This is a genomic window from Pseudomonas sp. GV085, from assembly GCF_003050925.1.
In the GTDB taxonomy this organism is placed as follows: Bacteria; Pseudomonadota; Gammaproteobacteria; order Pseudomonadales; family Pseudomonadaceae; genus Aquipseudomonas.
In genome coordinates this window covers 216,893-231,748 of record NZ_QAOV01000008.1, presented here as the reverse complement: position 1 = coordinate 231,748, position 14,856 = coordinate 216,893, and the positions used below count along the sequence as shown (strand labels likewise).

Genomic DNA, 14,856 nt, shown 5'->3' with positions numbered 1-14,856 from the left:
TCGCCATGCAAGTCGAAAAAAGAAGCATCGATTTCATCCCCGAAACCGAACGCCACGGCAAGCCGGGTTCGCTGTTCTATATCTGGTTCGGCGCCAACATGAACATCACCACCATCGCCTCCGGCGTGTTGCCGGTGGTGATGGGGCTCAACCTGTTCTGGAGTGCGCTGGCGATCATCATCGGCTCGTTGTTGGGGGCGATTTTCATGGCCTCGCACTCGGCACAGGGACCGAAGCTGGGCATTCCGCAAATGATCCAGAGCCGGGCGCAATTCGGCGTGTTGGGGGCGGTGCTGCCACTGCTGTTCGTGATGCTGATCTACCTGGGCTTCTTCGTCAGCAACACCTTGCTCGCGGCCCAGGCGCTGGAGTCCGTCAGCCCGCTGCCGATGTCCGGCAATATCTACCTGATCGGCGCGTTGTGCTTCGTCGTCGCGCTCTATGGCTATCGGTTGATTCACCGCTTGCAGAAGCTGCTGTCGATTCTGTCGCTGGTGGTGTTCGTGGCGGCCACGGTGCTCGCCTTGCAGTTGCCGATCCCCGCCGAACAATGGCTGCCAATCGGCTTCTCGTTGTCGAAGTTCCTGGTGGCGGTGAGCATTGCCGTGACCTGGCAACTGTCCTACGCGCCTTATGTCGCCGACTATTCGCGCTACCTGCCGAGCAGCACACCGACCGCCCAGGTGTTCTGGTACAGCTACGCCGGCACGGTCAGCGGCGGCGCGTGGATGATGATTCTCGGGGCGATCCTGAGCGTCGGCATCGGCGACTTTTCCAGCAACGTCGGTGGGCATGTCGCTGGTCTGTTCGGCGCTGGCGCGGTGTTGCTGTTCGCCTTCATCGTCTACGGCCAGGTATCGATCAACGTGTTCAACCTGTACGGCGCGTTCATGTCGACCATCACCGTGATCGAACCTTTCGCCCGGCTCAAGGTGACCCCGCGAGTACGCGGTGTGTTCATGCTGCTGATCAGCCTGGTGGCCACGGCCCTGTGCACCATCGGTCAGGACGATTTCATCAACTTCTTCCTCAACTTCATCTTTTTCATGAGCTACTTCCTGATCCCGTGGACGGCGATCAATCTGGTGGACTACTACTGCCTGCGCAAAGGCCAGTACCGGATTGACGACATCTTCGACCTGAACGGGATCTACGGGCGCATCAACCGGATTGCCTGCGGCAGTTTCCTGCTGGCGATTGCCCTGGAAATTCCGTTCATGAACACCACGTTGTACGTCGGCCCGGTGGCCACGGCGCTGGACGGGGTGGACCTGGCGTGGATCGTCGGGTTGCTGGTGCCGGCGTTGAGTTATTACTGGCTGATGAAAATGACCACGCGCGTCAGCGTGCCAGCGTAGTAGTCAGCATTTGACGGCATAAAAGATCGCAGCCTGCGGCAGCTCCTACAAATGCAAGGCGTACATCCCCGTAGGAGCTGGCGTAGCCTGCGATCTTTTGATCTTCGCCATCCACCCCAAATTTCAGGCAAAAAAAATCCCAGGCAGCTGATGGACGCCTGGGATCTAAAAATGCATAAACCGTGGTGGTGAACGCGGCGCGGATATTACGGAATATTTCGGCCTGTAACAAGATATTTTTATTCACTATCCAGTTACTAATCCTTCTAACCCCTTAAATATCCACATGTTTTCTAAGGGCGACTACAGGAACCAGCGATACTCCCGCGCGCTGATGTCATGCAGAAATGCCAGATGATCCTGACGTTTGTTTTCGCAATAGACGTCCACAAACTCCGCCCCCAAGCCTTCGCGCAGCGGTGAATGACTTTGCATGGATTGCACCGCTTCGAGCATTTCCAACGGAAAATCGATGCCACTGCTGCGGTCTTCGTTGAGTGGTGCAATCGGCTCGCGCTCCCCTTCCAGGCCTTGCTCCAGTCCCACCAGAATCGCCGCCAACGCCAGATACGGATTGGCATCGGCGCCCGCCAGGCGATGTTCGATGCGCAGGTTCTTGATGTCCGACTCCGGAATGCGCAAGCAGGCATCGCGATCCTCGAAACCCCAACTGGCGCGGGACGCGACGTTCACCGTGGCGCTCAAGCGGCGCATGGCGTTGTGGTTCGGGGCAAAGATCGGCATGCAGTGCGGCAACACGTCCAGGCAACCGGCCACCGCATGGCGCAGCGCCCGCTGGCCGTTCGCCGCCAGCAGGTTGTTGCCGGCCTGGTCATACAGGCTGACATGCACGTGCATGCCGCTGCCGGGGTGCTGCAAGTAGGGTTTGGCCATGAAGCTGGCGCGGTAGTTGTGCTTGAGCGCCACGCCCCGGGTGCTGCGACAGAACAGGGCGGCCCAGTCGGCGGCGCGCAGGCCGTCATCGCAATGGCCGAAATTGATTTCGAACTGGCCTGGGCCGAGTTCGGCGGTGATCACCGTGGCATCGACGCCCTGGGCTCGCGCGGTCTCGACCATTTCATCGAGCACCGGGGCGAAGCGCGACAAGCGTTCAATGTGCATGTTCGGCTGATCGTCGGCATCGCCGGTCAACTCATCACGGGGGAACTGCGGCAAGCCGTTCTTCAGGTGACTGTCGAACAGGTAGAACTCCAGCTCGAAGGCCACCACCGGGAAAATGCCCTTGCGCTTGAGTCGCTCCAGCACCCGCGCCAGCACTTCACGGGGTTCGAATTCGATGGGTTTTTCCGTGCCGTCGGAGGTGATCAGCATCTGGCCCAGAGGCTGCTTTTCCCAGGTCACCCGCTTCAAGGTGCCGGGCACCAAACGGCGCAGCGCATCCGGGTCACCATCGTTGAAGCAGTAATCACCGATCTTGAACAGCCCGCCCTGGGTGCCGAGCAGCACGCAGTTCTGCGGCAGTTTCAGTGCACTGCCGGCAGCGACTTTTTCCAGCATCTCGATCGGGTAGCGCTTGCCGTAGAAATGCCCCGGAATGTCCAGGGAGATCAGGTCGACGTAACGCACTTCGGGGTTGCAGTGGCGGAAGTTGCGAACCTCGGCCAGCAGTTCAGAGCACACAGCATCCATCGATTTATTCCTTGTTGTTCTCAGGTGTAAACCCAAAGCACACGGGTCAGTTGATCGGACAGGTTGCCGTAGCGGCAGTGCGCATGGCTGGCCAGTTGAAAGCTATCACCGGGGCGCAAGGTCACCGGTTCGTTGTCGTCGAGCCACAGGGTCAGCTCCCCTTCGAGTACGTAACCGCCCTGCTCCGAGCTGTCCTTCATGTGCCGGTCGCCGCTGCTGGCGCCAGGCTCGAGCTGGCTTTCGAGCATCGAAAAGGACGCACGCATTTTTGGCGAAACGAGGATGTCGGTGATGCCGTCGGCGTAGTACAGCGTGCGGCGCTCGTCCGGGCGGGTGACCCAGGACAAGGCCATGGGTTTGGGCAGGCTGTAGAAATAGGTGGTCGGCACCCCCAGGGTTTCGCTGATGGCGGTCAGGTCTGCCACCGTCGGGCGCGACAGGCCGCGCTCGACCTGGGACAGAAAACCGACGGAGCGGCCGATTTTGTCCGCCAGCTCCTTGAGGGTGTACTTTTTGTGTTTGCGCAGGTCCTGGATCAGGATCGCCAGCGCCGAGATTTCTTCTTGCATGTCCATCTAAAGGCTTCCAGAAAGTGTCGCTTCAAATGCTGTCGCGCAGTCGATACCAAGCCTTGCCGATGGCTTCCAGCGGCGCGGCCAGGTATTTTCCGCCGGGAAAACTGCCGTTGTTCAGGCCCTGATACAGGGACAGCTCGTCGGGCTGACCGAGTATCGCGTCGGACACCGCCCGTGCCGCGGCCAGTGTCGGCAGCACGCCATGCCCGGAATACCCCTGCATCCAGTACAGATCGCCCCGGCGGCCGATATCCGGCGTGCGCTTGAGGGTCAGGTCGATGTGTCCGCCCCAGGCAAACTCCAGATCGACGCCGGTGAGTTGCGGGAACACGCGCTCCAGGAACGGCCGGGTCGCCGCGGCGATGTCCTTGGGCATCCCGCCCAGGTAAGTGCAACCGCCGCCGAACAACAGGCGGTTATCCGGGGTGCGCCGGAAATAATCGAGCACGAACTGGTTGTCGGTCACGCACACGTTGCTCGGCAGCAGCGCCGTGGCCTGGTCCTTGGTGAGCGGCGCAGTCGCGACCTGATAGGTCCCGACCGGCAACACGCAACTCGCCAGTTGCGGGTCGAGCCGGTCGAGGTAGGCGTTGCACGCCAGCACCAGCACATCGGCACGAATACGACCGCGTTCGGTCGTCACCACAAACCCGTCGCCCTCCTCGCCATAGCTCAGCGCCTTGCTTTGCTCGTGGATGCGGCCACCGGCCCGCTCGATCGCATCGGCAAGGCCCAGGGCCAGTTTCAACGGATTCAAATGCCCGCCCTCGGGGTCGAACAGGCCGGCCTGATAACGCTTGCTGGCCACCCACTCCGGCAACTGTTGCCGTGGAATGAATTGCAGTTTGTCGTGCCCCCATTTGTGGCTGGCCTCGTGTTGCCACTCCGTCAGCAAGCCGACCCGACGCGGCATCACCGAGGTCCAGAGATGGCCGGCGCGGTAGTCGCAATCGAACCCATGGCGGCCGGGCAAATCACGCAGTTCGCGCGCAGCCCAGCGCATGCCGTCCCACAGTCGCCGTGCCCGTTCGTAACCCAGCGCCGCTTCCAGCGGTGGCATGTCGCACGACCAGCCGAGAATCGCCTGCCCGCCATTACGCCCGGACGCGGCCCAGGCCACCCGGCTGGCTTCGAGCAAGGTCACGCGCTTGCCGGCCAGCGCCAGGCGCAAAGCCGTGTGCAAACCACTGAAACCGGCCCCGATGATCAGCACTTCGGTGTCGTGCTCACCTTCCAGTGCAGCTCGATCGACCAGACGATCGGCGCAGGTGTGGGCGTAGTAACTGGCGACATGCCGGGTGGATTGCTGAAACATACGGCCTCGTGAAATTTTGTATTTCTAATTTCATGAAAAAATACACGGTAAATTTCATACAGGCAATCAACGCGTAAAAAATCCCGCTCAGGCGAACCCGAGCGGGATTTTTTTATTCAGACGTGATGTTCGAATCAATCAGGCCACAGGAATCATCGGATCCGCCGAAGCCAATGCAGCGACACGATCAGCTGCTGGCGGGTAGATCCACAAGGTATTGATCTGAGTCTTCAGCGCCTTGGCCTCCTCCTTGACCAGCTTGACCTGACGATCCCAACCCTCGGTGTACACCGCGCCCCAGGCGCCCAGATCGAGGCAGGTCACGTATTTCGGCTGGCTGTACGGCGTCGGGTCGACACCGAGGATCTGCGCGGCGACGTTGTTGCCGGCGTGACGACCCAGCGAAATAGCGTGCTGACAGGTCATCAAGGCGTAGTTGCCGATCTCGTCACTGGCCGCATAGGCAACGTCGCCGGTGGCGAAGATGTCGTCCTGGCCGATGACTTTCAGGTGTGCGTCGACATGCAGACGGCCCAGGTGATCGCGCTCGGCCGGAATCTGCTCGGTCAGGGAGCTGGCTCGAACGCCGGTGGTCCAGACCACGGTGTTTGCGTCGATGCGAGCACCGTCGGACAGGGTCACGCCATTGGCATCGACCGACACCACCGAGGCCTTCAAGTGCCATTTCACGCCGGTCGCCACGCTGGCCTCGACGATCGATTCGGCGATTTCCTCACCCATCGAGCCGCCAATTTTATCGCCACGGTCAACGATGATCACATTGATGTCGGCACGGTCGCCGAAGATGGCCCGCAGGCGGGTCGGCATTTCAGTCGCCGTTTCGATCCCGGTGAAACCGCCACCGGCCACCACCACGGTGTTGCGTGCCGTGCTTTCGGGCTGATTGGCCAGCGCCTTGAGGTGGTTTTCCAGACGCACGGCCTGTTCGATCTGATCGACATCGAACGCGTGTTCGGCCACGCCCGGGGTGTTCGGCGAAGCCAGGCGACTGCCGGTGGCCAGAACGAGTTTGTCGTAGCTGCAGACTTGTCGGGCACCTGTGGCATCGACATAGCCGACCTGTTTTTGCCCGACGTCGATGGTCTGCGCCGCGCCCTTGATGAACTTGACCCCTACGGCATCGAACAGATCGCCAATCGGCGCGGCCAGTTGGTGGGCGTTCGGCTCGTAGAAGCGCGGACGCACACGCAGCTCGGCCTGTGGAGCCAGCACGGTCACTGCAACGTCGTTGTGGCCGTGAATGTCGAACAGGCGGGTGGCACTCAAAGCGGTCCACATGCCACCGAAACCTGCGCCGATTACCAGAATGTGCTGCTTCATTTTTGACTCCTGGGGGGAATGACCAAACGTTGAAAATCGTTGAGGGGTTCAAGGATCGCCGTCGGGTTGTACCCGGATGAACGCCTGCCACTGCGACCGAACAACTACGACTGTATTGATCCTAGTTAAAACCTGCAACAGGTTTTTACCGAGGGTCACCATCGAAAAACCCGACCCCTGAGCTGAATACCCTGTATTCAGCGCATCAGAACAGCGTTAGCAGTCATGAAAAAAGATTGATCGAGGAGGGATTCGTTGCCTGACTTGCTGTCGGCTGCTAGAATTTGCGACTAATTCAGTCGGAGATTTGCATGTCTCTTTACAGCGCGGGTGTCGAATACGGCATCCACTGCCTGCTTTTTCTGGTGGGTAATGGCGGCGACTCGCGCGAAGCGAGCGTGCGCGACCTTGCCGATCTGCAAGGTGTCCCCCAGGACTATCTGGCGAAAATCTTCACCAAACTGGCCAAAGGCAAACTGGTGGTCGCCACCGAAGGCGTGCGCGGTGGCTTCAAGCTGGCCCGGCCCGCTGACGAAATCACGTTGCTGGATATCGTCAACGCCATCGACGGTCGCAAGTCGATCTTCGATTGTCGGGAGATCCGCGGCCGTTGCGCCGTGTTTGACGGCACCCCGCCTGAATGGGCATTGGAAGGACTGTGCGCGATCCATGGCGCGATGATGGTTGCGCAAAAACGTATGGAAGAGGCCTTGGCCCAACAGACCATCCTCGACATCGCCAGGAAATTCGGGCGCAAAGCCCCGCCGGAATTCGGCGTAAAAGTGGAAAGCTGGATGAACGAGCGTCGGGAACGCAAAAGTGCCGCCCAGGCGGACGAGCACATCATCCCGACCACCAACCTTTCAGACTGATTCACAAAAAAAAACCGGATGCACGTCAGGCATCCGGTCTTTTTCTTCCTTCACTCTCTCGCGCTTACAAGCAATCATGCACGATTTTGCGCAGGTCGCCGGATTTGGCCCAAGGTGGCCCCTGATACAGCGATATCCGGCTGCCGTCCTTGTACTTCACGATATCCAGCACTTCGTCGGCCGTGATCACGCTGGGCGCGGTGATGCGGTATCCGTTGGATATCGAAACCTGGGTGGTATTGGAGACTTCCTTTTGCCAGGCCGGCAACACGCACGCCGCATACTCTTTTGGCGCCTTCGTGCTGTGCTTGCTGACATTCGGCTCGCCCGGTACCAGCGATGCTGGCAATGAACACCCGGCCAGCAATGCCAGCGCGACTCCCCCCATCAACATCCGCATGCTGCTTCCTTTAATTCCAAATAAGAAAATGTAGCTTGCCGTCGTCCTTACATCCACCCCAACGATTCAGCGACAGTCATTGATATCGCTTCCCTCGTTTAGTTCCTTGGGTTCGGATAAACCATCCATCTTTCTTGGGCAGGACAGCGTACTTTCTCGTTCACTTTTAATTCCCGACCAAAGGAAACCCCGCGGATTCAGACGAATACAACATCCGTCGCGGTAAACAGGTCTAAAATTTCGGTGTGCAGAGTTCAGGAGGTCATCATGTGGCTTAACGAATCGGAACAGGAACTTCGGCGTGATCTGCAAGGGCTTGCGTCAGATTTGCGCTGGTCGGCAGTGGAACTATTGCGCATCGAGGAGCAATTGCGCCTGCTCGGGAGCGAAGCCGACGCGCAAGCCGTGCAAAGACTGTGTTCTTTATTTCAGGGTGATGAAGAAAAACTGTCCGGCTATGCCGAGGAAGTGAAAGCCAAGGTCATTAGCCGCAACAAGGCTCAATAGCGGGAGCGCTGCCATGAACAGGCCTCTATTCACGCTGGTTGTCGCACTGACCGCGTTGGCAGGCTGCAGCACCAACTCGATCTACCAGGACCAGCCGCTGGTCGCGAAAGTCAACACCGGCATGAGCCAGGAGCAAGTCCGGCAAATCGGCGGCCAGCCCTTGTCGGTCACTGATCGTACCGTCGAACCCGGTACGTGCTTTGACTACAAACTGACTCAGTCCGGCCATCAACAAGCTTACAATGTCAGCTTTGACGGCCGGGGCATCGTCGACCACAAAAGCTTTATGACGTGCGCGGAATGGAGCCACATGCAGCAAAAGGCCCGGGAACCCTCCCGCCCCAGCGGAGGCGGTGGCTACTAGCGCCCTTAAGGGCTTTTTTGTAGGAGCGAGCTTGCTCGCGATGGACTCCAGCGCGCCGCGTTTAGCCAGTAAATACGCGTTATCGTTAACGACCATCGCGAGCAAGCTCGCTCCTACAGGAGATTACCGGAGCACCGGGGCTTCGGGCTTGACTTCACTTTGCTTGATGGCTTTTCGCAGGCCTGCCGGCACGAGCCCTGTAGCCGGGCAGTGACGCGGCAAACGCCAGTGCTTCTTCCCGACTGTCAAATGAACCCAGTCGGTCACCCTGGGTACATACCCGCCAAGGCCCATTGCTCACTCTGAGTACGTCATAGCCGTTCATGTGCATTTTGTTCAGAATCGGAACGCTCATAGTCACCTCCTCCTGGGCAGTGATATCAGGTTGGCTTGCTTACCTTACACCCGCCCTTCTCCAAAATACCGACCAGATATCGCCATGAAGATTCCCGAATCCGGTTGAACCTGGATCCTAACCCTTGGCCAACGCCGTCGCCGCCCTGTCGATCAATGCCGCCACTTCGGCGGGCATCGACGCCAGGGACGCATGGCTGGCAGTCAAGGTCAGAATCTCCCGGGCGTTCAGCCGCTCGGCCATCCATTGCTGGTTTTGTGGAGCGATCATCCGGTCCCCGGTCGAAATCTGATACCACGATGGTTTTTTCTTCCAGGCCACCGTGCCAACAGTGTCACCGAAGGTACTCGCCAGCGGCGCTTTCTGGGTGAGGCCCATGACCAACCCTTCGGTCGCCGGCAGGTCCTGACAGAAGCTTTCGTGATAGAGCTCTGGCTTGACCCACAGGTAACCGTCGCTATCGGGCGCCAGGTTGGCCGCCGCCGCTGGCAGATGCCGTTGCGTGATGCCACCGGGGCTTTCACCGGCATCCGGCGCGAACGCGGCGATATACACCAGGCCAACCACATTCGGCAAATCACCCGCTTCAGTGATTACCGCACCGCCATAGGAATGCCCCACCAGCAACACCGGCCCCGGCACCTGGGCGACCATCTTGCGCGTACGCTCGGCATCCTCGGCCAGCGAAGTCAGCGGTAACTCGACGGCACGAATGTGCGTGTCACCCCGGCTGAGCAATTTGACGATGACCTTGTTCCAGTGGGCAGCGCCGCCCCAAAAACCATGGACCAGCACGATCGTGGGTTTGTCACTCATCACCAAGACTCCGTTGTTTGCCGATGGGGTTGTCTGTCGTTCGCCTCAGCCCTGATCGCCGCCGCCCACGGGCATGACCATGCCGGTGATATAGGACGCTTCGTCGCTGGCCAGAAACAGAATAGCCCCCGCCTGCTCATCCAGGGTGCCGTAGCGTTTCATCAAACTGCTGTCGAGGGTCTGGTCGACGATCTGCTGGTACCAGAGCTTTTCCTGCTCGCTCTGCTCGGCACCGTTGCGGGGTATGCGTCGCGGCGGTGCTTCGGTGCCGCCAGGTGCAGTGGCGTTGACCCGCACGCCACGACCGGCGGTTTCGAATGCCAGACAAGCGGTCAATGCATTGACCCCACCCTTTGCCGCACCGTAGGGCACGCGGTTGAGGCTGCGGGTGGCGATGGAGGATACGTTGACGATCGCCCCGCTGCCCTGCTCCAGCATGTACGGCAGCGCCGCATGGCAGCACCACAAGGTCGGGAACAGCGAACGGCGAACCTCGGCCTCGATCTGCGACGCTTCATAGTGCTCGAACGGCTTGGCCCAGATTGTCCCGCCGACGTTATTGACCAGCACGTCGAGGCGATCGAAGCGCTCGACGGCGGTATGCATCACCCGACAGCATTCCTCGTATTGTTCAAGATCAGCGGTCAGGGCCAGCACCTGGGTGGTCGCGGCCAGTTGTTGCTGGACTTCGAACACCAGGTCGGAGCGGTCCACCAGGATCAGCTTCGCCCCTTCCGCGGCCATGCGCTCAGCCACCCGCCGCCCGATGCCTTGGGCAGCGCCGGTGATCAGTGCGACTTTTTCGTGAAATCTGTTCATGTGTACCTCATGACGACGGATGCCCATAAACCTGTAGGAGCGAGCTTGTCTCCGGGCGGCGTTCCGACGATGGTCGTTAACGATAACGCGTGTTTTCTGAATAGACGCGGCGCTCAGAAGAACTTCGCGAGCAAGCTCGCTCCTACAGGGAATTTTTTGCCGAGGGCGGTATTCGAGTACACCCTCGCTATCACTTCGCGATTTATGCCGCGCTGGCAGCAAATTTTTCGTAGTAAAAGTTGGCAGGCGCGATGCCTTGCTCGCGAATGAACTGGCTGACGGCCTCGACCATCGGCGGCGGGCCGCACAGGTAGACGTCGACGTCGCCATCGTTCAAATGCTTCGGCTCGATGTGCTGGGTCACGTAGCCCTTGAGCGGGTGCTGGCTCTCGGGGCTGGCGACGCAGGCGCTGAAGGTGAAGTTGGGAATGCGCGCGGCGAAGGCTTCGAGGCGGTCGATTTCCACCAGGTCGAAATCGTGGGTCACGCCGTAGATCAGATGCAGCGGATGATCGCTGCCCTGCTCGGCGATCTTCTCCAGCATCGCGGTGAACGGCGCCAGCCCGGTGCCACCGGCCAGCAGCAACAGCGGCCGACGGATGTCCCGCAGGTAAAAGCTGCCCAAGGGACCGGCCAGGCTCATGCTGTCACCGGCCTTGGCCATGCCGGTCAGGAAGCTGCTCATCAAGCCGCCGGGCACGTTGCGGATCAGGAAACTGACCTCACCGTCGCGCTGCAACGAGCTGAACGAATAGGCGCGGGTCTGTTCGCTGCCGGGAATCCCCAGGTTCACGTACTGCCCCGGCAGGAACGCCAGCTTGCTCAAGGAATCGCCCTTGATCGACAGCGCGATGGTGCTGTCGGACAACTGGCGCACGGCGCTGATGGTGGCCTCAAAGCTGGCCTGACGGGTGCGGCAGACTTCGGAGGATGTCGGCACCCGTACCACGCAATCGCTTTGGGCGCGCATCTGGCAGGTCAGGACAAAACCCTGCTCGGCCTCTGCAGGGCTGAGGGCGTCTTCGATGTATTCCTCACCCAGATCGTAGGTGCCGGCTTCGGCAAAACACTTGCAGGTGCCACAGGCACCGTCGCGGCAGTCCAGCGGAATGTTGATGCCCTGGCGGTACGCGGCATCGGCCACGGTTTCGCCGACATTAGCGTCGATGAATCGGGTGACGCCGTCTTCAAAGTTGAATGCAATCGAATGAGTCATGACGGCCGCCTCACAGGTGGTAAACATCGATGACCTGACGAACGTAGTCGTTCTTCAGGATCACTTTCTTGGCCTTGATCAACGGGTTTTCACCGCGCACGTCGAGGGTGTAGAAACTGCTGCCGAAATAGCTGTCGACGGTCTTGTAGCGAAAACTCAGGGTGTGCCAGTTGAAGCGCACCTTGCACAGTCCGTCGGCCTGTTCGAGCAGCTCGATGTTGCTGATGTTGTGGGAGGTGCGGGTGTCCGGCACGCTGGCGCTGGAGCGCTCGGTCTTGATGCGAAAGATGCGGTCTTCAAGGCCGGTGCGATTGCCGTACCAGATCAGCGAGATTTCCCGCTGCGGGTCCTCGGTCAATTCATCGTTGTCGTCCCAGGACGGCATCCAGTACGTCGCGTCCGGGGCGTACAGCTCCAGCCATTCGTCCCACTGCCGGTCGTCGAGGTAGCGTGCTTCGCGGTAGAGGAAATCGCGCACGCTGTCGTAGGTGATGGTCATTGCACGTCCTCCACGGCGATCAGTTTCGACTGCTCATCAGCCAGGGCCTTGAGCATGGTCTGCTGCCAATACTTGTGTTGCAGCACGAACAGGCCTTCGTCCTCGGTGCGTACGCCGCTGAGCAGCGGGTGCAGATCGATCTCTTTGGCGGCTTCGTCTGCACCTTCGATCCAGTGCTCGGCGCCACGGGACATGTCGTTCCAGGTGGTGACGCTGCCCTGATAGCTGGTCTGGCAGGAACGGAATTCCTCCAGGTCGTCCGGCGTGGCCATGCCGCTGACGTTGAAAAAATCTTCGTACTGGCGAATGCGACTCGAACGGGCGTGGTCGCTCTCGCCCTTGGGGGCGATGCAGTAGATGGTGATTTCCGTGCGGTTGACCGAGATCGGCCGGGCGATGCGGATCTGCGAGCTGAACTGGTCCATCAGGTACACGTTGGGGTACAGGCACAGATTGCGCGAATTCTCGATCATCCAGTCGGCGCGGGCCTTGCCGAAGTCTTGCGCCAGCTCATCGCGGCGCTCGTACAGCGGACGGTCCTCGGGGTTGGCCCAACGGGTCCAGAGCAGCATGTGGCCCTTGTCGAAGGAATAGAAACCACCACCCTGCTTGGCCCAGCTGCCGGCGCTCATGGTCGGATTGCTGTCGCCGGCCTCGCGCTGCTTGCGCTGGTTCTGGGTGGCCGCGTAGTTCCAGTGCACGGAGCTGACGTGGTAGCCGTCGGCGCCGTTTTCGGCGGTGAGTTTCCAGTTGCCTTCGTAGATGTAGCTCGAAGAACCCCGCAGCACTTCCAGGCCATCAGGCGACTGGTCGACGATCATGTCGATAATCTTCGCCGACTCGCCCAGGTGTTCAACCAGTGGCAAAACGTCGGCTTTCAGGCTGCCGAACAGGAAGCCACGATAGGACTCGAAACGCGCGACGCGGGTCAGGTCGTGGGAGCCTTCGCAGTTGAAGCTCGCCGGGTAGCCGGCGTTGGCCGGATCCTTGACCTTGAGCAGCTTGCCGGAGTTGTTGAAGGTCCAGCCGTGGAACGGGCAGGTGTAGGAGCTCTTGTTGCCGGACTTGTGTCGGCACAGGGTCGCGCCGCGGTGGCTGCAGGCATTGATGAAGGCGTTGAGTACACCGTCCTTGTTGCGCGCAATGAAGATCGACTGGCGCCCCATGGTGGTGGTGTAGAAATCGTTGATGTTGGGGATCTGGCTTTCATGTGCCAGGTAGAGCCAGTTGCCCTCGAAGATGTGCTGCATCTCCAGGTCGAACAACCGGGGGTCGGTGAACATTTCGCGCTTGCAGCGATAGAGGCCCTGCTCGGGATCGTCTTCAAGCAGGGAAAGCAAATATTCGGGTCGCAGGGACATGGCCGCCGCCTCCATTGTTATTGTTCAGGCAGGGCTATGCTAGGACGGGGGGGCAGGCTGGAGTATCCGCGGGGTGCAGACCTTTATCCGTTTTGTGCAGTTGGGGGCGCGACGTTAATCCTGTGGCGAGGGAGCTTGCTCCCGCTGGGTCGCGCAGCGGCCCTCAGCATTCGGTCAGGTACCCCGCGTCGGTAGGATTTGCGACTGCTGCGCAGCCGAGCGGGACGGTGCGGCGATCCGACAAGCTCCCTCGCCACAAGTTATGCAGCACTAGCTCAGCTCAATGCCGACGCTTGAGGGTATCGGACGGCAACTCGCCGAACTGCTTGCGGTAGCTGTCGGAAAACCGGCCCAGGTGCAGGAAGCCGTAGTCCATCGCCACTTCTGTGATGTTGCGCACGTTGCAGGTCGGGTCGTTCAGGCAGGCGTTGATGCGTTCCAGGCGTTTCTGGCGCAGGTAGTTTTTCGGCGTAAGGCCGGCATTGCGTTCGAACAGGCCATACAACGAACGCAAGCTCATGTGCGCCTGGCGCGCCAGTTCCTCGCTGTCGATGTCCCGCTTGAGATTGCTCGCGATATAGTCGGCAATCGCCTCGAACGTGGCCGTCTGCGAGCCCAAGTCGAGGCGACAGACGTTGGTTTTCATCAGGCTGAGCATCTTGTTGACGATGATCTGCGTGTAATGCTCCTGCACTCTGGGGATCTGCTCGGTGGATTCGGCCTCTTGGCAGATCATCGCCAACAGGTTGACGAAACCTTCCAGTTCATTGAGCTGATAACGGTTTTCCAGAAACCGCACGCCCTGCCCCGGATAGCGCCAGCGCTGCTCATCGCAGACCGATTCAAACAAGCGGGTCGGGACTTTGAGGATGAATTTTTCGCAATCGGCGGAATACGTCAGGTCCACCGGATCGTCAGGATTGATCAGCAGCAATTCGCCAGGGGCGAAGTAATGTTCCTGGCCGTGGCCACGCCACAGGCAATTGCCGCGCAGCAGCACCTGCAGGTGATAGATGTTCTCCAGTGCGCCCGACGTCACCCGCACACTGGCGCCGTAGCTGATGCGGCACAGGTCGAGGCTGGCGAACTTGCGATGGTCGAGACTGGCCAGTGGACTGCCGGCGCGGGGCATGAGAATGCAGTGGTTGCCGACATGCTGATTGACGTAGCCCGACACCGCATAAGGGTCGGCATGGTCGAATACTCTGCTGCGCTGACTCAACAGTTGCGCTTGCATCATCGGGTCACTCTCATTGTTGTTATAGGTTGCGTCGGGCCATTCTAGAACCGAAACACTTGTAGGAGCGAGCCTGCTCGCGATGGACTTAAGAACGCCGCGTTTAGCCAGCAAACACGCGTTATCGTTAACGACCATCGCGAGCAAGCTCGCTCCTACAAAGGGTTGTGC

Annotated in this window: 17 protein-coding genes; 4 read left to right on the top strand and 13 right to left on the bottom strand. The window is 60.0% G+C overall.

Annotated features, from left to right (window positions below; all coding sequences use genetic code 11):
- Window positions 1-5 precede the first annotated feature (5 nt).
- Window positions 6-1,358 (top strand): cytosine permease, encoded by a 1,353-nt coding sequence (locus tag C8K63_RS18650; RefSeq protein WP_108218040.1) that lies wholly within the window; start codon window positions 6-8, stop codon window positions 1,356-1,358.
- Here the strand turns inward: C8K63_RS18650 and C8K63_RS30170 are convergent.
- From C8K63_RS30170 to C8K63_RS18630, 5 genes are all read right to left on the bottom strand, one after another.
- Window positions 1,342-1,605 carry a hypothetical protein gene (locus C8K63_RS30170; RefSeq protein ID WP_146176398.1) on the bottom strand — a complete coding sequence of 88 codons (264 nt, stop codon included), beginning with the start codon at window positions 1,603-1,605 and terminating at the stop codon, window positions 1,342-1,344. The two genes, C8K63_RS18650 and C8K63_RS30170, sit on opposite strands and share 17 nt — an antisense overlap.
- Window positions 1,606-1,661: 56 nt before the next feature.
- The gene (locus tag C8K63_RS18645) at window positions 1,662-3,008 is read right to left on the bottom strand and encodes a glutamine synthetase family protein (protein WP_108218039.1); all 1,347 of its coding nucleotides are present in this window, start codon (window positions 3,006-3,008) and stop codon (window positions 1,662-1,664) included.
- A 20-nt stretch (window positions 3,009-3,028) separates the two neighbouring features.
- Window positions 3,029-3,583, bottom strand: coding sequence for a helix-turn-helix domain-containing protein (locus tag C8K63_RS18640; RefSeq protein ID WP_007982493.1), 555 nt, complete (start codon window positions 3,581-3,583; stop codon window positions 3,029-3,031).
- 25 nt (window positions 3,584-3,608) lie between these two features.
- Window positions 3,609-4,898 carry an FAD-binding oxidoreductase gene (locus tag C8K63_RS18635; RefSeq protein WP_108218038.1) on the bottom strand — a complete coding sequence of 430 codons (1,290 nt, stop codon included), beginning with the start codon at window positions 4,896-4,898 and terminating at the stop codon, window positions 3,609-3,611.
- 138 nt (window positions 4,899-5,036) lie between these two features.
- Window positions 5,037-6,239, bottom strand: a complete 1,203-nt coding sequence (locus C8K63_RS18630; protein WP_108218037.1) for an NAD(P)/FAD-dependent oxidoreductase — start codon at window positions 6,237-6,239, stop codon at window positions 5,037-5,039.
- A gap of 311 nt (window positions 6,240-6,550) precedes the next feature.
- On the opposite strand from C8K63_RS18630, the gene C8K63_RS18625 reads away from it, so the two are divergent.
- Window positions 6,551-7,111 carry an Rrf2 family transcriptional regulator gene (locus C8K63_RS18625; RefSeq protein ID WP_108218036.1) on the top strand — a complete coding sequence of 187 codons (561 nt, stop codon included), beginning with the start codon at window positions 6,551-6,553 and terminating at the stop codon, window positions 7,109-7,111.
- 64 nt (window positions 7,112-7,175) lie between these two features.
- Here the strand turns inward: C8K63_RS18625 and C8K63_RS18620 are convergent, their stop codons facing one another.
- Window positions 7,176-7,511, bottom strand: coding sequence for a hypothetical protein (locus C8K63_RS18620; protein WP_108218035.1), 336 nt, complete (start codon window positions 7,509-7,511; stop codon window positions 7,176-7,178).
- Window positions 7,512-7,778: 267 nt separating this feature from the next.
- Between C8K63_RS18620 and C8K63_RS18615 the strand changes: the two genes are divergently transcribed.
- Entirely contained in the window at window positions 7,779-8,018 is a 240-nt protein-coding gene (locus C8K63_RS18615) for a hypothetical protein (RefSeq protein WP_108218034.1), read from the top strand.
- Window positions 8,019-8,031: 13 nt separating this feature from the next.
- Complete coding sequence (gene osmE, locus C8K63_RS18610) at window positions 8,032-8,382, top strand: osmotically-inducible lipoprotein OsmE (RefSeq protein WP_108218033.1); 351 nt, start codon at window positions 8,032-8,034, stop codon at window positions 8,380-8,382.
- Between the two features lie 154 nt (window positions 8,383-8,536).
- Here osmE and C8K63_RS30935 read toward each other — a convergent pair whose 3' ends face one another.
- The 7 genes from C8K63_RS30935 to C8K63_RS18570 all read right to left on the bottom strand — a co-directional run bounded on the left by C8K63_RS30935 (window position 8,537) and on the right by C8K63_RS18570 (window position 14,688).
- Complete coding sequence (locus tag C8K63_RS30935) at window positions 8,537-8,737, bottom strand: DUF2188 domain-containing protein (protein ID WP_108218032.1); 201 nt, start codon at window positions 8,735-8,737, stop codon at window positions 8,537-8,539.
- Between the two features lie 117 nt (window positions 8,738-8,854).
- Entirely contained in the window at window positions 8,855-9,553 is a 699-nt protein-coding gene (locus C8K63_RS18600) for an alpha/beta hydrolase (RefSeq protein ID WP_108218031.1), read from the bottom strand.
- A 45-nt stretch (window positions 9,554-9,598) separates the two neighbouring features.
- Window positions 9,599-10,372, bottom strand: coding sequence for a 1,6-dihydroxycyclohexa-2,4-diene-1-carboxylate dehydrogenase (locus tag C8K63_RS18595; RefSeq protein ID WP_108218030.1), 774 nt, complete (start codon window positions 10,370-10,372; stop codon window positions 9,599-9,601).
- A gap of 202 nt (window positions 10,373-10,574) precedes the next feature.
- Complete coding sequence (gene benC / locus C8K63_RS18585; RefSeq protein ID WP_108218029.1) at window positions 10,575-11,588, bottom strand: benzoate 1,2-dioxygenase electron transfer component BenC; 1,014 nt, start codon at window positions 11,586-11,588, stop codon at window positions 10,575-10,577.
- Window positions 11,589-11,598: 10 nt separating this feature from the next.
- Window positions 11,599-12,087, bottom strand: coding sequence for a benzoate 1,2-dioxygenase small subunit (benB, locus tag C8K63_RS18580; protein WP_108218028.1), 489 nt, complete (start codon window positions 12,085-12,087; stop codon window positions 11,599-11,601).
- Window positions 12,084-13,448 carry a benzoate 1,2-dioxygenase large subunit gene (gene benA, locus C8K63_RS18575; protein ID WP_108218027.1) on the bottom strand — a complete coding sequence of 455 codons (1,365 nt, stop codon included), beginning with the start codon at window positions 13,446-13,448 and terminating at the stop codon, window positions 12,084-12,086. Before benA ends, benB begins: the two co-directional genes overlap by 4 nt.
- A 280-nt stretch (window positions 13,449-13,728) precedes the next feature.
- Window positions 13,729-14,688 (bottom strand): AraC family transcriptional regulator, encoded by a 960-nt coding sequence (locus tag C8K63_RS18570; RefSeq protein WP_108218026.1) that lies wholly within the window; start codon window positions 14,686-14,688, stop codon window positions 13,729-13,731.
- Window positions 14,689-14,856: the final 168 nt, after the last annotated feature.